Raw genomic sequence first — 23,825 nt, forward strand, 5'->3', positions numbered from 1 at the left:
TGCTAGCAGCTTCCTGACTATAGATTATATGGCCATTTGGGTCATAGAAGGCAACGGGATTCGTATGGCGATTAGCAGTTGTATCACATGGGGCGAAGCGACGTACGATACGGACTTGCGAATAGCCTAAAGAGGCTAATCGTTCGTTAAGTGGCCTTTGACCTACAAATTCATAGAGGCGGTTATAAGCGTTATTATCGCTAACGAGTAACATCCGCTTTATATAGTTTCCAATACTATATTGGTAATCGGAATCTGCGGCAGCGATAAAAGGTACTGGTGTTTGACAACGATAAGCTACACCTGTGGCCATAGGACTACGCCGAGTAAGCCCATGATGGCGTAGACTGTTGACTTTCTCTAGCGCTACTATAGCTGTGGGGAGCTTAACTAAGCTAGCAGGGTCAAAATACTGGTGCGCATCTAACTGAAAATTGTGCTGCGTGAAATGTGGCTGGTTTTTCTCATCGCGGTCAATTTGTGTGTAAATGATTTGCAACTCGTATTTGGCAGCCTGATTAACCACGGCAGCTAGCTGCGCGTCAGAATGGAGCAGACTATCCAACAGCCATGATTTTCCCGTGGCTTTGTTTTCATTGCTATTCTCCTTCGCTAACAAGCTAGGTACCGGTATTTGGTCCGGATAGCTAGAGGCTAAACCACTCATGCTAACGCAACCAATCAAGTACAGCAAACAGGCTTTCATCCGCATTCTCTTTCGTCCAGGCAACTAGCTTGCTGGAGCACCGCGCCGACATGCCAAGAGCAAATTAGAATCATTCTGCCGCCAATTGTAGCCAGTACCAAACGGCAAAGGTTGTGGTCTGTGAATCGAATCTTGGTATGCAGCAGTAAGCTCAGGCTGATAAAACTTGCTAAAAAGATTGATAGGGCGGCGGTAATTGCCATAATAGGTAAACCGCCACTCTTCAGGAGGAAAATACTTCATCGCAATTCCCGAATCATCCTGTAAAATGTAGTGGCTGTTTTCCAAAATAAGCTTGCGCACTTTGGAAAAATATAGCTTGTGCATCAAATAAGTAGCGGATTTCACGTAGGTTGTCAGCGGACCTAGGGTTCGGACGTAGCGCAGCATCGCTTCTTTGGTAATACCTAGCTTCCAATCGCTGAGATCAGCCGAGAAGTAATACACGGTCTTTTGCTGACCATTCTTAGCAATGAGTTTTAGCTCAACACCAGGAATAACTTTTGGGCCGGGGTTGTGAATCACGGCTGTGTCAGCAGGGAGTAATTGTCCATCTGAACCAAGCTGCACATAGCGCATTACTTGCACCTGCTGATCGGTACGCGCAGCAAAAAGCATCAAGAGTGGCAATGCGCCATCCAGTTCGACCGATTTAAGATTTACGGCCATATCATTGGTACGGAAGAAGCTGAAGTTCAGAATCGACCACAACGAGGCTTTAATAGCCGGAAACAAGGCTGGGTTTTCTAACGTGCTAGGTTGAGGAATTGTACCAACTGGCTCCAATCCTACCAATATGTACGTCTGGCTGGTAGGAAATAGCGTTACTACGTTTAATAGATCAGGGCCGCTGAACGGATAAAAGACGGTTGGGCTAGCACTACGAACCGAATCCAGCTCCTCCGCAGCCCACTGTTGCATCTTGGTAGTGCGTGTCTGATGATAGTTGAGCCAGCTCTTGTCTGCGCCCATCGCGAAGGCTTGCCACGCAGGCTGCGTCGTGAGCTGATGTAGGTTGCTTTGCGTGCTGACTGGCATACCCGCCAAGAAGGCAGCTATATCTTGATCAGCGGTTGTATCCTGCTCAACCTTAAGCTTTGGCTTGGGTTGAGCACTTGGATCGACGCTAGGCAAGGTAGGTGGGCTACTAACAGCTGTTTCCTTTGGGGAAGAAGGTTGTTCAGAACAGGCGCCACACAGTATTACGATGCAGAGCAACCAAAACCAGACAGTGTAAGAACGCATAAATAGTTGTGCGTGTAAAGAGACTATATCCTAAATGGGCGGCAATATACTGCCTGTATCCGCGCTAAGGTTTACTACTCATGCTGTGCACCCTACGCACGTCGCTATCATGCAGCAGACTTCTGTATACCTAGCTTGTAGACACCTGCACCTACAAGAACAGTAAGGAGGCCCAGGAGTGATTCTACTGGCTTATCACGGAGAATGAATACAAGTGTCCAACCACTCAGTGCGAGGAAGAGAAGTGGAGGCACTGGATATGCCCATGTGCGGTAGGGCCGTGTTAGTTGTGGTTGGCGCCAGCGTAGCACAAACAGCCCTAGCACCGTCAGGAAAGTAGATAAACTGAGCACAAACCCAGCGTAGAGCAAAACCTCTTCGAAGGTAGATGTAACGATAAAGAAAAGGGTAAGTAATGCTTGTAGCAGCATCGCCCTCACCGGAATGCCTTGACGACTGACGACTGCTAAGCCCCGTAAGGCGGGTAGATCCTCGCCCATCACCTGTACAATACGAGGTCCCGCAAAAACCATGGAGCTTACGGTAGAGACAAGCAACACAGCAATTACACCGCCCATCAATCGCCCAACAGCTAGCCCAAAAATCTGGTTGGCAGCTAGGTAACCTACCTCAACTTGACCGGACAGCTTTGTTAGGGGCGTAGAATAAAGGAAAACGAAGTTGAGCCCCACGTATAATAAGAGCACTAAAGTCGTCCCGGTTATTAGCATGCGCGGCAGATTGCGCTGGGGCTGCTCGACCTCACCAGCCAGATAGACAGCGGCGTTCCAACCCGAGTACGCATAAGATACATACACCAATGAGATAGCAAAGGCAGGACTTATGATCTGCTGCCAGTCCGCATGTTGCGGTACAAAGGATAACTTCTGTGGTGTAGCTTCCCACAACCCAGCTCCAATAAACAGAATGAGTAGTAGCACCTTCAATAAGGTAACAGCAACTTGGAAACGACTACCAGCTCGGCTGCTCGTTGCGTGAATGAGCGTGAGTACCGCTACTACAAGCATCGATAACACTTGCGGGTTTAAAGCAGGCCACACACTAACAGCATACTTCCCTAAGGCAATGGCAGCTAAAGCTGTTGGCGCTGCAAAGCCCACTGTTGCGGAGACCCAACCTGATAAGAACCCTATAATCGGGTGGTAGATATAAGATAGATAGTGGTATTCGCCACCCGAACGCGGCAAAGCTGCCGCAAGCTCACCGTAGCTCAACGCTCCGCACAAGGCGATTAGTCCGCCAACTATCCACAACATCAGGAGTGCAAAGCCACTTTGGATACCTAGCACCTGAAAACCGAGACTGGTAAATACCCCCGTTCCGACCATATTGGCAACAACGATAGCGATGCCGGTGTACAAACCAATGCGATAAATAGGTACGGAAGGTTGGGCCATAATGAGTAGCTAAGCGAGAATGCACAATAGGAAGAAAGCTTCTTGTGCAGGGGCCTACAAACAAAATTGTCACTGAGAGAATAGCTTAGGATCTAGAGCGCTTACTTAGCCCAGATCTTACGCTAGCCTCTCAATGACAACAAAGCAAATTTAGGAGTACTCTATACTTTTGGTCGTTTGTAGAGCGGTACCGTGCTGCAAGGCTCCCCATACATAATGCTGCTTGCCACAGGCAAAAGCTTCTGCATGATGGCGACATACGCATAGGTAGGTACGGGCACATTGCCACAACCTTTTACCACTACTTTAGCATCTCGATAGTACTCGGCGTCAATGGCTGCGATTGCTTCTTGAAACAGCTCCTGCTCTAGTGCTTCTAAGTTGCCGAATACGTAGCGATGTGCCTGATTGTGCAGCTTAGTAGCGAGTAGCATGTACGCCCAAGTTGGTACGATAGCATCTACGGAGCAAATGATGGCTACGTTTTTCCCGGCGTATTGCGTCCAATCGTGTGTTTTGATGAATTCCCGAAAATCTTTTTCCCGCAAGATCAACCCTTGAAACAGATTGTCCTTGATATCATACACGACCCGTTCTCCCGGATGCAGTAGCTCCTCTAAATTTATCGTCGTCAGAGCACTTTGTGCGACGCGGTTAATGATTTCTTCCATGAGTTTGATGAAGACTGAGAACCTAGCACGTTGATTACGTAACGATGTGCGTTCTTCTTACTAGCTAGGTTTTGCTTTTGGGCGTAGTTGTATAAACTTCCTTCAGGTAAAACGGCTCATAATAAGCCACATCGCGAAACTCCTGCCGCAAGTAGGCCTGTTGGGCCAATTCCCCGACAGCTATTGCCGATGGCTCAATATTCGTCAGAAAATTGGCGTTTGGCTGTTCAGCTATAAGCGGCTGAAACTTAGCAGTACCGTTTCCAAAGAATAACAAGTGATGGTGGGTCATTTGTTCGGCCAGCGTGTCTGCTTCCAACACAAGCGGTGTGGGAGCTAGCACTTCCGCTCCCTCGTGTGTATATAACGCCGTGTATACCTCCATGCGTCGTGCGTCTAGCATGGGACAGTACAGAAAGTTTTCTGGCATACTCGTACAGGCAGCAGCTTGGTGCGCTAGTGCCTGCAATGTGCTAACAGCCAACAACGGAATATTCAATGCATAACACAAGCCCTTCGCTGCTGCCGCCCCGATGCGCAAGCCGGTATACGATCCTGGCCCGTCGGATAAGGCCACAGCACCTAAGTTATGCACCGTATTGCCCGTGTTTTCTAGCAGTTGTTCTATCAGAACACTCACGTGCGAGGAGTGGGATTTCTCCAGTCGTAGCTCCGACTGACCTAGCAAGGTGCCATCTTGGTGTAACGCAACGGAACAGATAGGCGACGACGTTTCGAGAGAAAGAATAAGCGTAGACATAACACAAAGGTACCTGCTCTATTGACAACAGTAAATTCATAGCTAATGAGTTATTTAAATAGCTATAGAACTACAGCCAACAAAAAAGCAGGCTCGTTGCTGAGTCTGCTTTTTACTATAAATACTATTAAATTTTACTTCCCTCCTGCCGTGCTCCGCTTGGCTTCCGGTCGAGTTTTGGCTTCTGGAGTACCTGGCTTCAACAAGGCGGCATACCGAGGTGCATCATTTAGCACCTGCATAGCCATAAGGATGTTGGGGTCATCATCAAAGCTAGCTTCAATTTGGCCTTTCTGGAAGTAGTAGCGAGATACTATTTCCTGCTCTAGCAATTCTCTTATTTCTGTTTTGAAACGTGTCAGGTCGTTGCCTTTGTTCGTAGAAACTTTACGACGAATGGCTTCTAACTCCGTTTTCACGTCATCATAATGCTTCTCGTCCTTTACTTTCTTAGTAAGGTCAGCCAAGGACTTCTCCGCATCGGTTGAATAGTTGATATCCTTCGTCGCTAGGAACTGCGTGAACTTCTGATACTCAGCATCTGAAAGTGTGAATTCGCGGGCCGACGGAATAGTCGCATGTTCGGAACGGTAGCGTGTGGCGTAGTCGAAAATGTAATTCTTCTGGAGCAACACGCGGGTAATGTCTGCAATTTCACGTACCTGCACAGACACATCGGGCGCAACACCGCCGCCATCGTATACCGTGCGGCCGCTAGCTGTTTTGAAGGCTGTTCGCAGCGAGTCAGGTACTTTCCCTAGGGTACCATCATCAGCGCGGTGAGCATAGTCAATTTCTTGGATGCAACGGCCGCTCGGAATGTAGTATTTGGCGGTCGTAACTTTCAGTTGCGAGTTGTAGCTCAGTGGCCGGGTAGCTTGCACCAGCCCTTTGCCAAAGGTACGCTCTCCTACTACCACAGCGCGGTCATAGTCTTGCAGTACACCCGATACAATTTCGGACGCTGAAGCTGAGCGGTTGCTGGTGATAATTGCAACTGGGATGTGCGTGTCAAGTGGCGTATCGAGGGCCTTGTACGTCTTATTCCACTCCGTCACTTTACCCTTAGTGCTTACTACATCTAGGCCTTTGTCTACAAATACGTTGGAAATATTCACAGCCTCGTTGAGCAAACCACCTGGATTATCCCGGATATCGAAGATAATCTTCTTGGCTCCCTGCTCCTTCAGTTTGGCTACTGCCATACGAACTTCCTTGCCTGCGTCGACCGTAAACGAAGACAACTGGAAGTAACCAATCTCTGGTGTTACCATGCCATAGTAAGGCACGTTGTCCACCTGAATCTTGTCGCGCGTGATGCTGATCTCGATAGGTTTGTCTTGCCCGTAGCGTGTTACTTCGAGCTTCACTATCGAGTTAGCCTGCCCCTTTAGCAACTTACTGATATCACTGTTGCTTTTCTTCTCGGTGCTAACGCCATTAATAGTCAGTAGTTCATCGCCGGGTAGCAGCCCAGCCTTCTGAGCCGGATAGCCTTCGTAAGCTGACTGCACAATGGTTTTGCCGTTGCGTTTGCCCACTTGTGCTCCAATGCCGCCATACTGACCAGTAGTAAGCGTGCGAAAATCTTCTATGTCGTCCTCCGGGATATAATTGGTGTATGGGTCCAACGACTTGAGCATCGCGTCGATACCCGTTTTCACCATCTTTGAAGGCGTTATTTCGTCTACGTAGTAGGTGTTCACCTCCTTGAACAGGGTGGCGAATATGTCGAGGTTCTTAGCTATTTCGAAGTACCGCTCGTTATCAGCGGGCCGGAAGGATACTAGTAGTGCGCCGCCAACAGCGAGGCCAGCAATAATTTTTTTACGCATAGGAAAGGCGGGAAGCAGATAACACGCAACTTACAAATCCTCAGTCGCCGCGGGGGGCGGGACGGGTTTCGCTCAGCAAACGCTCCAGCCCTGAAGTTAATTTTTTTTCCACGACCGCAAAAGGCTTTTTTTCCTTTCCGGTGTAAATAAGTCCCAGTAAAGCAATCGAATGTCCTTCGGCTGCTTCTGTCAGTTTGTGTTTATTAAGTCGGTATGCTTCGCGCACAAGGCGCTTTAACCGATTGCGGTCGACGGCTCGTTTGAACGTGCGCTTGGATACGCTAATCAGCACTTGAGGCGACGCCGAAGTAGGAGTCGGCGTGAGCCGCCAAATAAACCGTAAGGGGTATAAACCAAAAGAAGAACCCTGGCCGAAAAGCTCTTGAATGAGCTTCTTCCGGCACAAATGTTCTTCTTTCGAAAAGGAGTACGAACGCGCGCCCGGCGCTAAAGCAGACTGGGGCGACACAGTGGAAATCGTCAGCGGTTTAGCGCTTATGACGTCCTTCGTCGGATACCGTTAGGCGCTTGCGGCCTTTGGCGCGGCGACGGGCCAGTACGCTGCGGCCATTAACGGTTTCCATGCGTGAGCGGAAGCCGTGCTTGTTGCGGCGCTTGCGCTGCGAGGGTTGAAATGTTCTTTTCATCGTCGTCGTATAGTGCTATTCGGGGATGGCCGGCAAAGGTAAGCGGTTGATTTGTAAATGCCAAAGCTTATCCTAGCTTTTGTTTTCAACCTGTGCCATTTACTAGCAAGTTGATCCTCAACAGCTAAGCTAAAAACCTACAATTTACGTAGAAGAAACAAGATTTATTGTTGGGCTACCTTTTGCTAGGATGCCCTAGCTTTACCTTCTCGTTTGTGCTCCCCTTTTGGCGCTCTATGGTCCACTACTACATTTCGTTTGATAATCCGCTTACTTTTTACGTGCAGGTGCAGATGACCTTTGAGGTTTCGGCTACTGCCCACGATGCGGTGGAGCTACAGTTGCCGGCTTGGCGCCCAGGCCGGTACGAGTTGCAGAATTTTGCCCAGAAAGTTCAGCGCGTACTTATCGAGGATGCTGCTTCCGGTGAGAACCTAGCTTTTCAAAAAGTAACCAAAGACCGTTGGCAGGTGCCAAACGCCGCAGGCCGAACCCTGAAGCTGCGCTACAACTTCTATGCGCACCAGATGGATGCGGGCGGTTCGTGGTTAGATGAATCACAGCTTTACCTCAATGGCGTACAGTGCTTCATGTACATCGAAGGGCGGCGCGAGGAAGCTTGCCAGCTTACCCTTGCTTTGCCCGACGACTGGCAGATTGCCTGCGGTATGCCTCAAAGCGGCCCGCATACGCTGTTAGCTCAAAGCTTTGATGAGTTGGTGGAATGTCCGCTTATTGCTAGTCCTAGCTTACAACATCGCGAGTACCAAGTAGAGGGTACTCCCTTCTACATTTGGGTACAAGGTGAGTGCGCGCCCGAATGGAGCCGGATTGTGCGTGACTTCACGGCGTTTTCTGCCGAGCAAGTTGCGCTCTTTGGTGGTTTCCCAGTAGCTGACTACCACTTCCTCAATCAGATCTTACCTTACAAGCATTACCACGGCGTAGAGCACACGAATTCTACGGTAATCACCTTAGGTCCAGCCGAACTGCTGATGACAGAGGGCTTGTACAAGGAGTTCTTGGGGGTGAGCTGTCATGAGCTATTTCATACGTGGAATATCAAGAGTATTCGACCAGCTGAGATGCTGCCGTATGACTACACACGGGAGAACTACTTTCGCACTTGCTACATCGCGGAGGGAGTTACGACCTACTACGGTGAGTATATGCTAGCTCGTAGCGGCGTGCGCACAGCCGAGCAGTACTTTGAGGAATTGAACACCGTATTGCGCAAGCACTACGACGATTATGGCCGCTTCAACCTTTCGCTAGCGGATGCTTCTATGGATTTGTGGCTTGACGGCTACAAATCTGGCGTGCCCGACCGTAAGGTGTCTGTATATCATAAAGGAGCACTCGTCGCTTTGTTGCTCGACCTTACCATTCGTCGTCTCTCCCATCACCAGCGTAGCCTTGATAACGTGATGCGTCGCCTGTGGGAGGATTTTGGGAAAGCAGGCGTAGGCTATACCGAACAAGACTACATTCGTATTGTGTCGGAAGTAGCTGGGCAATCGATGCAGCGCTATTTCGACCAGTTTGTGTACGGTACTGCTCCGTTAGAGAAGCCCCTCAACAGAGTACTGAACTCCGTAGGCTGCCAGTTGCGCATTCGCGAGAATGCTTCTATCTCGGAAGGTATATTTGGCTTTCGAACAGCAGTAAAAAGCGAGCGAACGGAAGTGACAGCCATTCTACCTGGCTCACCGGCAGCGGCAGCCCTCACGGTTGACGACGAGATTATTGCCGTAAATGGGCGCCGAGTAGTGATGAATTTGCAGAGCCTGTTTGCTGATGGCGCGCAGCAGTATGAGCTAAGCATTTTCCGGCAAAACCGGTTATTGACTGTCACGCTCGTTGCTGCGGCTGAACAACGCTTCTGGCAAAAAATAACGGTCGAAAAATTGCCAGATGCCACACCCGAGCAGCAAGCTAGCTTTCAGCAGTGGCTCAAGCAGGCATTTTAGTTTTGTGTATTGTTAGTGGGTAGCGTTCCAATGCTCCGGCCTCGTTTATTACTGGTAGTGGCTTTGCCAACAGCCCTAGCTGCCTGCACCTTCCGCATGCCGCTAGCTGAACGCCCGCGCCCAGTGGTGAACACTATCCCGCCCGTGACGCTACTACCGCCGCCGAAGCCGCCTCGCATTTATAGCCTAGCGCACCTAGATACGTTGGCGGTGCACCGCGCTCATGTGCTTGCCATCTATCCGGCTCCCCGTAGCGCGTATGATGCCCTCCCGAGCCCCGCGTGGATGCGCACGAGCAACGCCGATGAGAGTGAAGGAGAAGAGCTAGACATAGATCCGCAGAAGGAGGAACGACAGCGTCTGCGTAATGCAGGTCCCTTGGTGAAACGAGCAGGACGTACACTGTGGCTACGCCCGACGGATCACCCCCCGCTGCGACTCGTCGACAATCCGGCAGAAGATTACGACACTAACATCGCCTACGAGTACATCGCCTCGTTACCAAAAATTGGCCAGTGGCTCTTGTCGGTTCACCTGTACGAGGGCGGCTATTACGTGCTCGTTGATCAGCGGACAGGCCGCCGCACACCCATCTGGGGTCCTCCGGCCATATCACCTAATGGTCGCCATTTTGTGTGTGGCAACTCTGATGTACTGGCCCATTATGAACCTAACGGCTTGCAGGTCTGGTCGGCCGAGGGTACACCTCGTCTTCTTTGGGAGCGAGAAACAGAATGGGGTGTACAAGAACCCCGTTGGCTCGATGACCACTCCATTCTCTTTCAGCAAGATTTTTTTGATAAGGACGATGTGGATACGCGCGTAGTGCGCATGAAGGTCATCCCCTAGGCGTGGACATAAGCGCCAACAAAAAGGCCTTCTACTTAATTGTAGAAGGCCTTTTTATTTAATTACAATGCTTACTTAGCGTTCTGTTGCGCAGGGTTCGGATTGTTTCGTGGCTTATTAATACGGCTATGGCGAACTTCATTGAAGTTGCCACCGGGCGTGTTGTTCTTTGTCTCGTTTCCCGTTTCCGTAATATGATTTTGGTTCACGTTCTGCTGGGTGCTACCGCTACCACGAGCATCCGGATCAGCAGGCATATGCTGTAGGGCATCGGGGCCCATGGGGCTGTTCTCTTTCTTATTCGATTTGCTCGATGAATTGCTCTTATGCTTTTCCATGACGCTAGGCACTAAGGTGAGAAATAGAATACTCTTCTTACCTACCCTACACGCATTTGGTTGCTAAAACACACGACTAAATCATAGCCTTCACCTAGCCAATTGCCCTAAGCTAAACTGTAGCCGTTGCAGTAGCTGGCACTACTTTCACGAGTTCCGAGAACATAGCTTCCCGTGCTTCGATCTCTTCCTTAGTGAGGTTGATCAAGCGCTCTGTCCCGAACTTCTCAACGCAAAAAGAAGCCATAGCAGAAGCGTGAATTACCGCACGCTTCATGTTATCGAAGCTGATATCATCGGTAGCAGCTAGGTAGCCGATGAAGCCGCCCGCAAATGTGTCACCGGCGCCGGTTGGATCAAACACTTCTTCCAACGGCAGAGCTGGCGCGTAGAAGATCTTGTTCTTGCAGAACAGTAGAGCACCATGCTCGCCTTTCTTAATGATCAGATACTTCGGACCTAGGGCCATGATCTTCTTGGCGGCTTTCACCAACGAGTGCTCACCGGAAAGCTGACGCGCCTCTTCATCGTTAATGCTGAGCACGTCAACCATCTCGATGGTTGTCAGCAGCTCTTCCATGGCCACATCCATCCAGAAGTTCATGGTATCCATCACAATCAGCTTCGGCCGATTAACAAGGCGCTGGATTACTAAACGCTGAATCTGAGGAGTTAGGTTACCTAGCATCAGGTACTTGCAATCCTGATAAGAGTCAGGCAGAATCGGGTCAAAATCGGCTAGCACGTTTAACTCCGTTTGGAGCGTTTCGCGCGAGTTTAAATCATTGGAGTACTTGCCCGACCAGAAGAATGACTTCTCCCCTTGTTTGACCTGCAATCCTTGGGTATCAACGCCATGTTCCTCCAACAGAAGAATATCGGATTGCGGGAAATCGTCGCCCACTACGGCTACTATTTTCACTGGCTTCACTGAGTAAGAAGCAGAAAGGGTAGCGTATGTAGCCGCCCCACCAATGATTTTGTCGGTTTTGCCGAAAGGCGTTTCTAATGCGTCAAACGCAACGGTACCGATAACTACTAGACTCATAGAGGGAGAAGTAAAAAGTGATGCATGCAAAGACTGTTGCTGTGCACAACGGCACAATCATAAAAAAAGTCCCCGGAAATTTCTTTCCGGGGACTTTTCAGTTTCTCAATGGGGTGGACAATGGGGTTCGAACCCACGACCTTCGGAATCACAATCCGATGCTCTAACCAGCTGAGCTATGACCACCATGTAGGTAATAGAGCGACAAAAGTAGCAGATGGCGGGGTTTATGCAAAAGAACAGAGGAATATTTTTTTACTCGCTTCGCCTCAGCGTTCTGTGTACGACCTAGCTTGTTTATGGCTTACCTCTTACGGGCAAATCACTACTCCGTAATAATCACAAACTTAGCTTGCTGGGTTGCGAACGAGAACATACTACGGTGTGTTACTACTGCCTTCCGCCGCTTCGCTGTACCTTTGCGGTTTGATTTCAAGTTACTCCATCATGTCTGAATCTTCTGTACCCCTTTCCTTCGCCGAATTCAAGCTCAACAAACAGCTGCTGAACGCTGTAGCCGAAGCTGGGTTTGAGCACCCAACCCCCGTACAGGAGCAGACCATTCCACTGCTGTTAGCTGGCCACGATGTGCTAGGTATTGCCCAAACGGGTACGGGAAAAACGGCAGCATTTGGGCTTCCTTTACTCATGAAGGTCAAATACGCACAGGGTATTCACCCGCGCGCCCTCATTTTGGCTCCTACGCGTGAACTAGCAATGCAGCTTGAAACTCATTTGAAGCGCCTAGCCATCTACACCGATCTGCGCATCTTCGCCATCTACGGGGGGCTAGGTCCGAAAACTCAAATCGAAACCATTGCAAAGGGCGTTGATATCCTGATTGCTACACCAGGCCGTTTGCTGGAGCTTTACCTGAAAGGCGACTTGATATTGAAGGAACTGAAAACCTTGGTACTCGATGAGGCAGACAAGATGATGGATATGGGCTTTATGCCTCAAATCCGGCGCATCTTGGAAGTAATACCTACCAAGCGGCAGAACGTGCTCTTCTCAGCTACAATGCCCGATAAGGTAGCTACACTGAGTGAAGAGTTCTTGGAGTTTCCCGTGCGGGTGGAGGTAACGCCGGCTGCTACCTCGGCCCAAAATGTGAGCCAAACGCTTTACCGCGTACCCAACCTGCTCACCAAGATCAACCTGCTTGACTATCTGTTGCTCGATTGGGACACCTTCCAGCGCGTGATGATTTTCTGCCGCACGAAGGAGCACGCTGAAAACGTAACGAGCTTTTTGACTCGCAAAGTAGTTGGCGAAGCTAGGGCCATCCACGGCAATAAAGGGCAGAATGCACGCACGAATGCCATGGAGGCATTTCGCAACGGAGAGTTGCGCTTCCTTGTGGCCACAGATGTAGCTGCCCGCGGCATTGATGTACCGCAGGTAAGCCACGTTATCAACTTCGATGTGCCGCTTGTGTACGACGATTATGTGCACCGTATTGGGCGCACGGGCCGCGCTGCACACACAGGTGCCGCCATTACGTTTGCCAACGAAGCCGAAATGCACCACATGGAACGCATCGCCGAGCTGATTCATCAGGAAATCCCGGAACTGCCACTACCGCCGGACGTAAAGGTTATGCCAACGACTTTCGAGGAGCAGCAGAGTATGGACCGGGAAGTAGATGAGCGCCGTCGCCGCTTGGATCCAGATTTTAAGGGTGCCTTTCACGAGAAAAAGACACCCTTACAGAAGGACATTGACAAACGAACGGGCTTGCCTTATGTAGAAGGCCCCAATCGTAGCCAAAAAGGCAAAAAGAAGCGGGCTTCTCCTGGCAAAAGCCAGTCGCCAGCGGCAAAGGCGGCGGCTAGGCTACGTGGCTCTCGCCGAAAATAACTTAGAGATTTCTTCTTACTGCGGTACCAATAAAGCTTAGCTATACTACGCCAGTGCTGGTTTGCTAGCAGTGATTAACCACATGAGTACGGCTTTGCGATATTGCAAACGGGAGAGTAGATCAGTCTTCATATACTGTGAGAACGAAAGAGAGGGGACGGTTTCAATTACTTGAACTAATCAAGTTTTAATTTCAATAAAACTAAGACAAAGGAGAGGGCCCGGAAATACCTACAAGTAGGTATTTCCGGGCCCTCTCCTTTGTCTTAGTTGACGATTGTACCTAGGCCTAGATGCGTTTTGCTTCTTCGTTAAACAATATATGAGGCCTGGTCACCTAGGCAACTAAGCCTCATACATTGTTTAACCTCAATGATGGAAGAAAGAAAGATGGCTAAATCGGAAAGCGAGAAGCGTGAGAGCAGCAGCCCAGAAAGCGGCGCTCCAGAGCATATGTAGTAAAATCCGAATTCTAGGAACGTGCAGTTGGGTTGCAATGACAGTACCACCAATCGGACTAAACAGGATAGGCGTCAAGAAGGCAATACCTGGCATACCAAACCGCCGAAAGACACGCACAATGCTGCGGCTACGCTTGCTGAACAGGGGCTTACCACGCCGCTGTCGCCGTTCGCGCTGGTGCAATGCCCATGCGCGGCCTATGCCCGAAACCACAACAACGCTGGTCATCATGCCAGCTACGGTGAGCCCCCAAATAAGGCTAGGCGGCAAACCAGCCGCTACGCCTGCTACCGGGCCGCCTAAAAACTTAAGCATGCTCAGCAGAAAAACGGAAATATATTTGACTGCGTACGGTATCACGGAACAGGTGTATTTGCAGGAAAAAAGGTCAGCTTATCTCTAATCGGCCAATGCAAGGAAGAGGTTACAGAACAAGTGCTTAGTTCCGCAGAATGGTTATGGACTCGCTATAGTTTGCTGCCATACGACAAATCGCCAGCATCGCCCAGACCAGGCACAATGTAGGCTTGCTCGTTGAGCCCTTCGTCGACGGCAGCAACCCAAAGAGTAGCTTCTGGGATTTCACGCGTAACATACTCCACTCCTTCCGGGCTAGCAATGACAGCAGCAATGTGTACTTGACGAGGCTGCCCGAAGCGTACCATCGCTCGATAGGTTTGAACCAAAGACTTGCCAGAAGCTAGCATCGGATCAGCCAAGATTAGAACCCGCTCATCCAAATTTGGTGCCGTTAGATAATCGAGTTGCACCTGCACTTGCGCCGTACCCTCGATGCGGTAAGCGGCGGCAAAAGCACTAGGCGATTGATCAAAGTAATTGAGAAAGCCTTGGTGAAATGGTAAGCCAGCGCGCAATACAGTAGCTAGCACAGGAAAATCACGTAGCAGCTCACCATTCGATTCTCCGAGTGGAGTTTGCACCGTTTTGGTGGTGTAGCTGAGCTGCGAGCTAATCCGATACGCTATGATTTCGCCGAGGCGCTGTAGGTTACGCCGAAAGCGCAAACTATCGCGTTGAACATCCACGTCGCGTAGCTCCGCCAAGAAATGATTAGCAACAGAAGGTTCGGCGCACACAACATGCACGCGTTCAGGCAGGGAGGTATCGGGAGTGGACGTTACGGTTTCCATAGCATGTACCAAGGTTGAGGAGTAGAGAGAGCTACAGCCGCGTACGGTGCGGGTGTAGCCCCGAAGTTGGCAAAAAAACGGGCAATTGACGGTATCATGCCACCTTCAAAATCGAGGACAAAGCCAGGAGTTCCTGCGTACTGCTGGATTGTATGATCGAGCAGCAGCAACGGAGCCCCCGCTTGTTTGCCCGCTGGTGACGCGGCCGCAAACAAGTAAATCAGCCCCCCTCTGTGCTTTACGAACAGCGCACTAGCAAGTAAGTTATCGGTACCCGGTTGGCGTACCTCTACGATGCTAGCTAGCCCCCGCGCTTGTAAGGCATTGATTAAGGCTGCCAACTGCCGATAGTGCCACGCCTTCAGCTCTGCTACTTCTCCTCCTTTATACAAGCGAAACAACTCGACAAGTGCTGTGCCCGTCTCTCCTTCCTTTACTACTAACGGTTGAATCTGCTGTTGATTGCGTCGCAACCGACGTTTGTAGTCGGCAGCGTAGCCTGCTAGCAACGTAGCATAGTTTGGCGCGAGGTCCAGTAGATAAGTACGACGCTCCGTTGATGCAAACCCCGCTGGCAACTGCCAGATGTTATTACTTACGTTTGCTTGAGTGTAAAAACGCGAATATCGACCAGCTACGAGAGCTAGGTATTCTGTCAAATTCTGCTGCTGGCTTTCAGCCGTAGTAAGTAGCCCTAACTGCTGCGTGAAGGCTGGCTGGTACACTTGCCGGCCCCAAGGGCGCCACTTAGCCGGCAACGGCAGTATGGAATTGTAAGCGCCAGTTGCGTCGTTTAGCTCCACTACGGCGTCCCACTTTCCAACGGTAACCGTCAGCCACCACGAATATGCGTAGGGTACTGACGCTTGCGCCACGGTCACGCAAGTATCCCAGGCAGCTAGGTCAATTTCAGCGTGGTGAAGGTAGCGGAGTGACACAGAGCCTGATGATAGTATTAGCGAAAACGGTTGGTTAGCAATTTGCTCTTAAAAGTAAGACGCGCGCCCTGACAAGCTGCTACGTCTGCTCTTACGCTTTCTTCTTGCGAGCACTCCGCTACAACTGTGTAGGTTTGTACAACCGCGTGTACTACCACCCAGCCTGCGGCGTTCTACCTACCTTATGAAAAAATCCTTACTGATTTTTAGCGCCCTAGGTCTGTTAGCGGGGCGTGCTGTTGCGCAAACTACTCCTACCGATGGCCCCACGTGGCTTGTATTTGATAAAAAAGCGCCGAAGCAAGCTATTCCCGCGCCCAAAACGACGCAGGGCGCTACCTACGTTCCGCTCGACCAAGACGTATATCGGCTGATCGACCGCTACGCCATCAAATACGGACCTGATACACTCAACGACCCACACACCTCGGTGCGGCCGTATTCGCGAGTTAGTGTGGCGCGGCTGGCGCAACGCATGCTGCAGGATAGTACGGCGGGGACGAGCCTATCGGCGGCCGACCGCTTCAACGCGGGCTATTTGCTGCGCGACAACTGGAACTACACGCCCCAGGACTCGGCTCTGGGTCAGAACCAGAGCCAACGGCCAGTGCTGAAGAACTTCTACCGCAATCAGTCCGACTTATTCCACGTAGCGACGCCAGACTTCACGTTGCGCGTCAATCCGGTGCTGCTGCTACAAGCTGGCCGTGACAATGAGCTGAGCGGGCTACGTTACGTGAACACGCGGGGCATCCAGGTAGAAGGCACCATTGATCAGCGCCTAGGTTTTTACACCTTCCTGGCCGACAACCAAATGGCGGTGCCAGGCTACGTGCAGCGCCGCATCGACCGCGACCGAGCTGTGCCGCATGAAGGCTATTGGAAACCTTTCAAAGGAAAGACAGACCAGTATGACTTCTTTTCAGCGCGCGGCTACGTTACGTATGCAGCGACTAAGCACATCAACGTGCAGCTTGGCCACGACCGCAACGTGATTGGTAACGGGTACCGCTCACTGATCTTATCCGATTACAGTGCGCCTTATTTCTTTCTGAAGCTCAACACGCGGGTTTGGAAGCTAAACTACCAGAACCTGTTTGCCGAGATGACAGCCAGTGGCAAGTACACAGAGCGAGGAGTCACGCCAGATACGGTGTTCCAGAAGAAGTACTTTGCCTTGCACCATCTCAGCCTCGACATTACGCCGAACTTTAACGTTGGTGTGTTCGAATCGGAAGTCTTCTCGCGACGCAAGGGCAATTTTGAGCTTCAATACCTGAATCCTATTATCTTCTACCGTGCTATTGAACAGCACATTGGCTCGGAAGACAATGCCATCCTAGGGCTGGATTTCAAATGGAACATCAAGCATCGGACGCAATTGTACGGGCAGCTTATCCTCGACGAGTTTGTGCTGAGCGAAATCCGTTCAGGTAATGGTTGGTGGGCCAACAAGCAAGCTGTGCAGCTAGGCGGCAAATACCTCGATGTAGCGGGTATTGCAAATCTTGATATTCAGGGTGAGTTCAATTACATCCGCCCCTATACTTACCAGCACGAAGACCGGTTTCGTAACTACCAGCATTACCAGCAGCCGCTTGCGCACCCGATGGGCGCTAACCTGTACGAGCTGCTAGGTATTGTCAGCTACCAGCCACCGGTTTTGCCCCGCCTAAATCTAGTGGCGAAAGGCATCTATACCGTGCAGGGCAACGACTACTTAGGTGCTACTAACACGCTGCTTAATTACGGTGGCAACGTGCTGCTCCCCTACACAGTGCGCCCAACAGATGCCAACGGCAATATTTTGGAGTACGGCTTCCGAGTCGGCGACGGCAACAAAACGCGCCTTTTGCACACCGATTTCACGGCTACTTACCAAGTACGTCACAGCTTGTGGCTCGATGCCAAGCTAATTGCACGTCACCAAACTTCAACGTTTGCCACCGCGGCCAAGACGAATGAGGTGTTCGCCACGCTTGCACTACGCTGGAACATCGCGCAACGCTTACACGAGTTTTAAACCTAGCTTCCGTACAACGCCACCAACCTAGGTTTGCACATGCGCCACGATTCTGCTACCATCTTGCTTTTTCGCCCCGTCAATCAGCAGGAGCTTGACTTGATAGCTGCTTCCGGGTGGTTGGCCTTCCCGCCACGTCTGCCCGAGCAGCCTATCTTTTATCCAGTGCTTAATGAGGAGTACGCCGCGCAGATAGCAAGTGAGTGGAATATGCCTTACTACGGCGTCGGCTATGTGCTGCGCTTCGCCATCGACGCCGACTACGTTGCTCAGTTTCCGGTGCAAAATGTAGGCGACCGGCACCACGAAGAACTGTGGGTACCTGCTGAAGAGCTCGCCGAGTTCAACCGCAATATCTATGGGCAGATTGAGGTGGTTGGCGTGTTCAAAAGCTAGCTTCGCGAGCATGGTCGTTTTCTTTAAGAAACAATAAGTTGAATAGCTAGGTGTGCGAAAGATTAGCCAACCCTGGACTATCTTGCTGCCCATCGTATCAGCTTGCCTACAACGACCTCCTTTTCATGCCCAAAATCATTTCTCCTCAAGTTGAGTTTTTTGGCCTGCTGGCGCAGGTAAAGCAGATTGCTCCTGAAATCTTCGATCAGCAGGGCCGTTTTCTGAATCTCTTGGAAGGTCAGTGGCAATTCGCAGGTACGCCCCGCGAGTTTATCTCCCCGGTAGATGGCACCGTACTCGGCGGCCTACCCATGCTGAACCGCGACATAGCTTTGCGCGCCGTCCGCTTTGCCAAGGGCGAAGCTGCCGCATGGGCTGCTACTGACTTGGATGAGCGTAAGAGCCGCGTGCAAGATTGCTTGGACTTACTGCGCAAGCATGTGGAGCTGATTGGCAAGCTGCTCATTTGGGAGATTGGCAAAACCTATAAGCTAGGTTTCACCGACATCGACCGTTGCATCGACGGGGTGCAATGGTACGTGGACAACATCGAAGGCATGCTCGATAAGCGCAGCCCGCTCGGCTTGGTAAGCAACATCGCCTCCTGGAACTACCCCATGTCGGTACTGATGCACGCGGTGCTGGTACAGATCTTATGCGGTAATTCCGTCATTGCTAAAACGCCAACGGATGGCGGCTTCATCTCCCTAAGCCTAGCTTTTGCCCTGGCACGTCGGAGCGGTTTGCCGGTGACGCTGGTGAGCGGCCCAGGTGGCGAGTTGAGCGACGTGTTGGTGAAAGACGACCAGGTAGACTGCCTTAGCTTCGTGGGTGGCCGCTACAATGGCCGCAACATTGCTGACGCTCTGGCTTCGAAGCACAAACGCTACATGCTGGAAATGGAAGGCGTGAATACCTACGGCATCTGGAACTTCTCCGATTGGAGCACGTTGGCCGATCAGCTGAAGAAAGGCTACGACTATGGCAAGCAGCGTTGCACCGCCTACGTGCGCTTTGTTGTGCAGCGTGACTTGTTCCCGCAGTTTTTAGAGACTTATTGGAATGTTATCCACACTTTGAAAGTGGGTAACCCCACACTTGTGGATAACCCCGGCGACGCACTGCCTGACCTAGCTTTTGGACCGGTAATTAATTCGAATCAGGCCGCCGACCTCAATCGCCTGTATGAGAATGCCCTAAAAACGGGGGCCACTCCCCTACTAGAAGGCAAACTCGATGACAGCTTATTCTTACCAGGTCAGAATCGGTGGTCGTACGTAGCCCCGCGGGCCTTAGTAAACCTGCCGCGTCAGAGCGAGTTGTATTTCAAAGAGCCGTTCGGCCCTATCGATTCTATCGTGCTAGTAGACCGTGTGGAAGAACTTGTGGGCGAAATGAACATCTCCAACGGGGCTCTCGTGTCAGCTTTAGCGAGCGACGACACGCAGCTAGCTAGCCGTACAGCCCGAGAAATCCGCGCATTCAAAGTGGGCATCAACAAGCTCCGCTCACGCGGCGACCGGGAAGAGGTTTTCGGCGGCCTAGGTGAATCGTGGAAAGGAGCCTTCGTTGGCGGTGCACTCTTAGTAGAAGCCGTAACACAAGGAGACAAGCCTATCCTCGGCAACTTCGAAGATGCAACCCTGTTGCCCGAGAAGATCTAGCTTACTTGCTACGTCTATCATAAAACAGAAAGGCCTCCATAATGGAGGCCCTTTCTGTTTTATGGGCTTGTTTAAGGTTTAGGACGCTTTCACAGTAGTTGTAGCTTCCTGCTTGGCACCAGCTACAATCTGCTCCACCATACGCGCCGAGCCAACAAAAAGCGGGCTGCGCTGGTGGCAATCAGTAGGAACGATGTCCAGCACGGCGGTATTATCCGCGCCGGCTACAGCAACACCACCCGCTTGCTCGACAATGAAGGCCAAGGGGTAGCACTCATAGAGCAGGCGCAGCTTTCCTTGTGGTTTTTTGGCAGTAGGCGGATACATGTAGACGCCTCCCATCAGCAAGCTTCGGTGATAGTCGGCCACTAGCGAACCTACGTAGCGCGCGTTATAACCCTTGCGCTTGCACTCCATTAGATAGGTGCGCACAAACTCCGGATAGTCAAACCAGTGTCCTTCGTTACAGGAGAAAATCTTGCCGTCCTGCGGGATATGTAGCTCAGGATGCGACAAGAAGAACTCACCCAATGAGTGCTCATAGGTGAAACCAACCACTCCATGCCCCGTCGTATAGACGAGCATGGTGCTAGACCCATACAGCACATAGCCAGCAGCCACCTGCTTCCGACCACCCTGGAGAAAGTCCTCGCGCGTGGCAGGACTACCTACGGGCGAAATACGCCGGTAAATGGAGAAGATCGTCCCGATAGGCACGTTTACGTCAATGTTAGCCGACCCATCCAGTGGGTCCATGGCTACCACGTACTTGCCTTGGTCATTTCCCGTTTGAATAATCTCGTCCTCTTCTTCCGACAACACGGCGCACGCTTGCCCGCCGTTTTTAAGTGCCCGAATGAAGCGAATATTGGCGACTACATCTAGCTTTTGCTGTTGCTCGCCCTGAATATTTTCGGTCCCAAAAGCCCCTTTGAGCTCTGATAATCCGGCGCGATTTACTTCGCGATTGATGATCTTTCCAGCCAGCGCAATATCCCGGAGCAACTGCGAAAGCTCACCTGTGGCGTAGGCAAATTCGCTTTGCTTACGCATGATGTAACGCTCCAATGTGGTGCCCACTGGTTGGGCTAAGGCATTATCGGGATTCGTGCTCATGAGGGAAATAGTGGGAGTTGAGTTAAATCATATCTACAGCGAAGGGACCTCTCGTGCAGTGTTCGATTCCGTTTACACTGCGCGCGAGGTCCCCTCTATTCTGCTGTGCTCAAATGAGCAGAGCGTAGGCGCTCTACTTTATTTTACTTGCTTCTGTGACTGCCAAAGCACTACTTGCCAACCCTTCTTTGGGTCTTTGATCTGCACGACCACATACTTCAGACGAGCTAGGTTGGGCTGACCATCAGGCTTTGGTGGCGACGTGATGACGATGGTACCATTTACCACAGCCGTATTGCCATCATTGTAGGAGCGTACGTTTAGCGCTTCTACATCAATTTTTTCGTACTGGCTCTTACCGTCGCGGATCGATTGAATGTAGCTCGTCTTGGTGTCCTGATGACCATCAGAGTGCGTGTAGACGAGGTCATCGCCAAACAGCTTCTCTAGAACTGGATAATCTTTCTTCACCTGCGCTTCAAAACGCTGGCGCTCCAGGGCTTCTACTTCTTTGACGGCCATTTGATCTTTTTTAGTTTGAGCAATAGTAAGAACTGGCAGCGTGAGCAAAAGCATCACCAGCAGTAGCGACAGTTTTTTCATTATCGAGAAAGCAAGGAAAGTAAACGGCAGCTTACGCCTCGTCTAGGTTGATCGGCTTCATGCGAGGCACTAAGAAGTGCATGATAACCCAAGCCGTCAAATAAGCACCACCACAGATTAGGAACATGATGAAGTAGGCTTTATCTAGCTGGTTGATGCTTTCATAGTACACAAACATTTGTTTCTGTACCAAGGCAGTCAGCACGATGCCGCCCAAGCCACCAGCCATACCGCCTATCCCTGTCACTGAAGCAACTGCCCGGTTAGGGAACATATCGGAAACGGTGGTGAAGATGTTAGCACTCCATGCTTGGTGAGCCGCAGCAGCTATGCCAATTACAAGTACAGCTAGCCACATATTGATCTGCCCGAGGTACTGAACGAACACAATCGGGAACACGCAGAAGGCAATAAGCAGCATGGAAGTCTTACGTGCTCTGAAAGCGGGCCAACCATTCCGGATAAAGTTCAAAGGAATCCAGCCACCACCTACACTTCCTATGCTAGACAAGATATAGACTACCGCTACTGGCAGCGAAACGGCAGTGCCTTTAAGACCATACTGCTTATTCAGGAAGTCTGGCAACCAGAACAGGTAGAACCACCAGATAGGATCTGTGATGAATTTGCCGATTACGAAAGCCCACGTCTGTCGGAAACTCAACAGCTTGAACCACGAAACCTTCGGCTTAGTCTCTACTGCTACGGCAGCTAAATCATCTACATCACTATGAATGTATTTGAATTCGGCCTCGCTGAGTTTGGCATGACGGGCAGGAACTTCATAGTAAGCGAACCACAGGATAAGCCAAACGAAACCTAGAGCACCAGTGATGATAAAGGCCCACTGCCATCCTATCGTCTCCGCAATCAATGGAACCGTTAGCGGTGCGATGATAGCACCCACGTTAGAACCGGAGTTGAAGATACCCGTCGCCAACGCCCTTTCTTTCTGAGGAAACCACTCTGCAGTGGTTTTGATAGCGGCCGGGAAGTTACCAGCTTCCGTGATACCCAGGAAAGCTCGTGCTACACCGAAGCCGAGGGTGCTGCTCACAAAGGCGTGTCCGATAGCCGCCAAGCTCCACAGGAACGTCGACATAGCATAGCCCATCTTGGTACCGAGCTTGTCGATAATTCGCCCTACCCCCAGCATGCCTACTGAGTAAGCTAGCTTGAAAGCTATTTCGATGTTGGCATAATCACCCGAGTTCCAGTGAAACTCTGTTTCTAGGTAAGGCTTTAACAGGGAGATTACCGCCCTATCGAGGTAGTTGACTGTGGTGGCAAAAAATACCAGCGAACAGATCGTCCAGCGATATTTACCGATGGTAGCAGATGTCGTTGCGACAGGTGAAGAGGGTGTCATCAAAGTCGATCGGTCGAATAAGTGAGCGGGACTTACAGCGAAGCTAACCCTCAGCTTGAACGCCGACGGCTACCTACGTGCAGCGTTATTTTTTCAGCGTATTAACGAATTGCAGGAGCTTGGCAATGCTAGCGCTCAAGGCTTCCGTATCGTCCGCATTCTTGAACAGCTGCGAACCCATACCAACCGCGTTTACACCAGCACCAAACCAATCAGCTAGGCTTTCGTTCGTGGGTTCCACGCCGCCTGTTACCATCAGCGTTACGTCGGGCATAGGGCCACGTAAGGCTTTGATGTAGCTAGGTCCTACCATGTTGCCGGGGAAGATTTTTACAACAGCCGCACCGAGCTGCGTAGCGTTGTAAATCTCCGTCGGCGTCATGGTACCGGGCATCCATGGAATGTTGTGTTGTTTGCACACTGCAGCTACTTCAGCTGTTGCTACAGGCTGTACCACAAAGTCAGCCCCAACGGCAATAAAGCGCTCAGCATCTTCGGCTTTGTATATAGTGCCAATACCTAGCAGCATTTCTGGGCACTGCTCTGCGACAAACGATTGCAGTTCCGAAAAAACATCAAAAGCCTTCTCACCGCGATTGGTGAATTCGAATACCCGAAGGCCACCAGCGTAACAAGCTTGCACAATGCGTTTTGCGTAGGCAACATCCGCATGGTAGAACACCGGCACTATAGGATACTGCAGAACGGTGGAAAGGGCGTCGGCAGCGGAAAATCGGGCCATGTAGTTAGTTATTA

General features: G+C 51.0%; 23 protein-coding genes and 1 tRNA gene (1 of these 24 cut by a window edge). 6 read left to right on the forward strand and 18 right to left on the reverse strand.

Annotation, left to right across the window (positions count from 1 at the left end; all coding sequences use genetic code 11):
* The 8 genes from SD425_RS23720 to rpmH all read right to left on the reverse strand — a co-directional run.
* A protein-coding gene (locus SD425_RS23720) for a serine hydrolase (RefSeq protein ID WP_324672964.1) crosses the window boundary here: on the reverse strand, positions 1-667 show its 5' portion. The gene continues 608 nt to the left of window position 1, outside the view; 667 of the gene's 1,275 nt are visible here — the first part of the coding sequence; its start codon is at positions 665-667; the stop codon falls past the left edge of the window.
* Between the two features lie 63 nt (positions 668-730).
* Positions 731-1,744: a hypothetical protein gene (locus SD425_RS23725; RefSeq protein WP_324672966.1), complete on the reverse strand. Its 1,014-nt coding sequence runs from the start codon at positions 1,742-1,744 to the stop codon at positions 731-733.
* 314 nt (positions 1,745-2,058) lie between these two features.
* Complete coding sequence (locus tag SD425_RS23730) at positions 2,059-3,369, reverse strand: APC family permease (protein WP_324672969.1); 1,311 nt, start codon at positions 3,367-3,369, stop codon at positions 2,059-2,061.
* 161 nt (positions 3,370-3,530) lie between these two features.
* Entirely contained in the window at positions 3,531-4,040 is a 510-nt protein-coding gene (locus tag SD425_RS23735) for a DUF2480 family protein (RefSeq protein WP_324672971.1), read from the reverse strand.
* Positions 4,041-4,104: 64 nt separating this feature from the next.
* Positions 4,105-4,800: a tRNA (adenosine(37)-N6)-threonylcarbamoyltransferase complex dimerization subunit type 1 TsaB gene (tsaB, locus tag SD425_RS23740; protein WP_324672973.1), complete on the reverse strand. Its 696-nt coding sequence runs from the start codon at positions 4,798-4,800 to the stop codon at positions 4,105-4,107.
* A 134-nt stretch (positions 4,801-4,934) separates the two neighbouring features.
* Positions 4,935-6,635 carry a S41 family peptidase gene (locus SD425_RS23745; RefSeq protein ID WP_324672975.1) on the reverse strand — a complete coding sequence of 567 codons (1,701 nt, stop codon included), beginning with the start codon at positions 6,633-6,635 and terminating at the stop codon, positions 4,935-4,937.
* Between the two features lie 40 nt (positions 6,636-6,675).
* The gene (gene rnpA / locus SD425_RS23750) at positions 6,676-7,104 is read right to left on the reverse strand and encodes a ribonuclease P protein component (protein ID WP_324672976.1); all 429 of its coding nucleotides are present in this window, start codon (positions 7,102-7,104) and stop codon (positions 6,676-6,678) included.
* Positions 7,105-7,123: 19 nt separating this feature from the next.
* Positions 7,124-7,282 (reverse strand): 50S ribosomal protein L34, encoded by a 159-nt coding sequence (gene rpmH, locus SD425_RS23755; protein ID WP_324672978.1) that lies wholly within the window; start codon positions 7,280-7,282, stop codon positions 7,124-7,126.
* A 236-nt stretch (positions 7,283-7,518) separates the two neighbouring features.
* On the opposite strand from rpmH, the gene SD425_RS23760 reads away from it, so the two are divergent.
* On the forward strand, positions 7,519-9,252 hold the full coding sequence (locus tag SD425_RS23760; protein ID WP_324672980.1) for a M61 family metallopeptidase: 1,734 nt from the start codon (positions 7,519-7,521) through the stop codon (positions 9,250-9,252).
* A gap of 30 nt (positions 9,253-9,282) precedes the next feature.
* Entirely contained in the window at positions 9,283-10,101 is an 819-nt protein-coding gene (locus tag SD425_RS23765) for a hypothetical protein (RefSeq protein ID WP_324672982.1), read from the forward strand.
* A gap of 71 nt (positions 10,102-10,172) precedes the next feature.
* Here SD425_RS23765 and SD425_RS23770 read toward each other — a convergent pair whose 3' ends face one another.
* From SD425_RS23770 to SD425_RS23780, 3 genes are all read right to left on the reverse strand, one after another.
* On the reverse strand, positions 10,173-10,439 hold the full coding sequence (locus SD425_RS23770) for a hypothetical protein (RefSeq protein WP_324672983.1): 267 nt from the start codon (positions 10,437-10,439) through the stop codon (positions 10,173-10,175).
* A gap of 112 nt (positions 10,440-10,551) precedes the next feature.
* Positions 10,552-11,487: a PfkB family carbohydrate kinase gene (locus tag SD425_RS23775; protein WP_324672985.1), complete on the reverse strand. Its 936-nt coding sequence runs from the start codon at positions 11,485-11,487 to the stop codon at positions 10,552-10,554.
* Positions 11,488-11,596: 109 nt separating this feature from the next.
* A tRNA-His gene (locus SD425_RS23780) sits at positions 11,597-11,673 on the reverse strand.
* A 261-nt stretch (positions 11,674-11,934) separates the two neighbouring features.
* Between SD425_RS23780 and SD425_RS23785 the strand changes: the two genes are divergently transcribed.
* Positions 11,935-13,347: a DEAD/DEAH box helicase gene (locus SD425_RS23785; RefSeq protein ID WP_324672987.1), complete on the forward strand. Its 1,413-nt coding sequence runs from the start codon at positions 11,935-11,937 to the stop codon at positions 13,345-13,347.
* Between the two features lie 369 nt (positions 13,348-13,716).
* Here SD425_RS23785 and SD425_RS23790 read toward each other — a convergent pair whose 3' ends face one another.
* The 3 genes from SD425_RS23790 to SD425_RS23800 form a co-directional block, all read right to left on the reverse strand.
* Positions 13,717-14,124 (reverse strand): hypothetical protein, encoded by a 408-nt coding sequence (locus tag SD425_RS23790; RefSeq protein ID WP_324672989.1) that lies wholly within the window; start codon positions 14,122-14,124, stop codon positions 13,717-13,719.
* A 152-nt stretch (positions 14,125-14,276) separates the two neighbouring features.
* Entirely contained in the window at positions 14,277-14,960 is a 684-nt protein-coding gene (gene upp / locus SD425_RS23795) for a uracil phosphoribosyltransferase (protein ID WP_324672991.1), read from the reverse strand.
* Positions 14,948-15,898 carry a GNAT family N-acetyltransferase gene (locus SD425_RS23800; protein WP_324672993.1) on the reverse strand — a complete coding sequence of 317 codons (951 nt, stop codon included), beginning with the start codon at positions 15,896-15,898 and terminating at the stop codon, positions 14,948-14,950. The genes upp and SD425_RS23800 overlap by 13 nt, the downstream gene beginning before the upstream one ends.
* A 184-nt stretch (positions 15,899-16,082) precedes the next feature.
* Between SD425_RS23800 and SD425_RS23805 the strand changes: the two genes are divergently transcribed.
* The 3 genes from SD425_RS23805 (at position 16,083) to SD425_RS23815 (ending at position 19,981) form a co-directional block, all read left to right on the forward strand.
* Complete coding sequence (locus SD425_RS23805) at positions 16,083-17,921, forward strand: hypothetical protein (protein WP_324672995.1); 1,839 nt, start codon at positions 16,083-16,085, stop codon at positions 17,919-17,921.
* 39 nt (positions 17,922-17,960) lie between these two features.
* Positions 17,961-18,317, forward strand: coding sequence for a hypothetical protein (locus SD425_RS23810; protein ID WP_324672997.1), 357 nt, complete (start codon positions 17,961-17,963; stop codon positions 18,315-18,317).
* 125 nt (positions 18,318-18,442) lie between these two features.
* Positions 18,443-19,981, forward strand: a complete 1,539-nt coding sequence (locus SD425_RS23815) for an aldehyde dehydrogenase family protein (RefSeq protein ID WP_324672999.1) — start codon at positions 18,443-18,445, stop codon at positions 19,979-19,981.
* Positions 19,982-20,059: 78 nt separating this feature from the next.
* On the opposite strand, the gene fbp is transcribed toward SD425_RS23815, so the two are convergent.
* From fbp to SD425_RS23835, 4 genes are all read right to left on the reverse strand, one after another.
* Entirely contained in the window at positions 20,060-21,097 is a 1,038-nt protein-coding gene (gene fbp, locus SD425_RS23820; RefSeq protein ID WP_324673001.1) for a class 1 fructose-bisphosphatase, read from the reverse strand.
* 138 nt (positions 21,098-21,235) lie between these two features.
* Positions 21,236-21,700 carry a nuclear transport factor 2 family protein gene (locus SD425_RS23825; protein WP_324673003.1) on the reverse strand — a complete coding sequence of 155 codons (465 nt, stop codon included), beginning with the start codon at positions 21,698-21,700 and terminating at the stop codon, positions 21,236-21,238.
* Between the two features lie 31 nt (positions 21,701-21,731).
* Positions 21,732-23,069 carry an MFS transporter gene (locus SD425_RS23830; protein WP_324673006.1) on the reverse strand — a complete coding sequence of 446 codons (1,338 nt, stop codon included), beginning with the start codon at positions 23,067-23,069 and terminating at the stop codon, positions 21,732-21,734.
* 85 nt (positions 23,070-23,154) lie between these two features.
* Entirely contained in the window at positions 23,155-23,811 is a 657-nt protein-coding gene (locus SD425_RS23835; protein ID WP_324673008.1) for a bifunctional 4-hydroxy-2-oxoglutarate aldolase/2-dehydro-3-deoxy-phosphogluconate aldolase, read from the reverse strand.
* Between the last annotated feature and the right edge of the window lie 14 nt (positions 23,812-23,825).

Origin of the sequence: Hymenobacter sp. GOD-10R (assembly GCF_035609205.1) — a bacterium.
In the GTDB taxonomy this organism is placed as follows: domain Bacteria; phylum Bacteroidota; class Bacteroidia; order Cytophagales; family Hymenobacteraceae; genus Hymenobacter.

Coding starts and splice junctions, on each gene's coding strand:
- SD425_RS23725 (WP_324672966.1), bottom strand. CDS start 1,744: ATGCCAGTCAGCACGCAAAGCAACCTACATCAGCTCACGACGCAGCCT.
- SD425_RS23730 (WP_324672969.1), bottom strand. CDS start 3,369: ATGGCCCAACCTTCCGTACCTATTTATCGCATTGGTTTGTACACCGGC.
- SD425_RS23735 (WP_324672971.1), bottom strand. CDS start 4,040: ATGGAAGAAATCATTAACCGCGTCGCACAAAGTGCTCTGACGACGATA.
- tsaB (WP_324672973.1), bottom strand. CDS start 4,800: ATGTCTACGCTTATTCTTTCTCTCGAAACGTCGTCGCCTATCTGTTCC.
- SD425_RS23745 (WP_324672975.1), bottom strand. CDS start 6,635: ATGCGTAAAAAAATTATTGCTGGCCTCGCTGTTGGCGGCGCACTACTA.
- rpmH (WP_324672978.1), bottom strand. CDS start 7,282: ATGAAAAGAACATTTCAACCCTCGCAGCGCAAGCGCCGCAACAAGCAC.
- SD425_RS23760 (WP_324672980.1), top strand. CDS start 7,519: ATGGTCCACTACTACATTTCGTTTGATAATCCGCTTACTTTTTACGTG.
- SD425_RS23765 (WP_324672982.1), top strand. CDS start 9,283: ATGCTCCGGCCTCGTTTATTACTGGTAGTGGCTTTGCCAACAGCCCTA.
- SD425_RS23770 (WP_324672983.1), bottom strand. CDS start 10,439: ATGGAAAAGCATAAGAGCAATTCATCGAGCAAATCGAATAAGAAAGAG.
- SD425_RS23775 (WP_324672985.1), bottom strand. CDS start 11,487: ATGAGTCTAGTAGTTATCGGTACCGTTGCGTTTGACGCATTAGAAACG.
- SD425_RS23785 (WP_324672987.1), top strand. CDS start 11,935: ATGTCTGAATCTTCTGTACCCCTTTCCTTCGCCGAATTCAAGCTCAAC.
- SD425_RS23790 (WP_324672989.1), bottom strand. CDS start 14,124: ATGCTTAAGTTTTTAGGCGGCCCGGTAGCAGGCGTAGCGGCTGGTTTG.
- upp (WP_324672991.1), bottom strand. CDS start 14,960: ATGGAAACCGTAACGTCCACTCCCGATACCTCCCTGCCTGAACGCGTG.
- SD425_RS23805 (WP_324672995.1), top strand. CDS start 16,083: ATGAAAAAATCCTTACTGATTTTTAGCGCCCTAGGTCTGTTAGCGGGG.
- SD425_RS23810 (WP_324672997.1), top strand. CDS start 17,961: ATGCGCCACGATTCTGCTACCATCTTGCTTTTTCGCCCCGTCAATCAG.
- SD425_RS23815 (WP_324672999.1), top strand. CDS start 18,443: ATGCCCAAAATCATTTCTCCTCAAGTTGAGTTTTTTGGCCTGCTGGCG.
- fbp (WP_324673001.1), bottom strand. CDS start 21,097: ATGAGCACGAATCCCGATAATGCCTTAGCCCAACCAGTGGGCACCACA.
- SD425_RS23825 (WP_324673003.1), bottom strand. CDS start 21,700: ATGAAAAAACTGTCGCTACTGCTGGTGATGCTTTTGCTCACGCTGCCA.
- SD425_RS23830 (WP_324673006.1), bottom strand. CDS start 23,069: ATGACACCCTCTTCACCTGTCGCAACGACATCTGCTACCATCGGTAAA.
- SD425_RS23835 (WP_324673008.1), bottom strand. CDS start 23,811: ATGGCCCGATTTTCCGCTGCCGACGCCCTTTCCACCGTTCTGCAGTAT.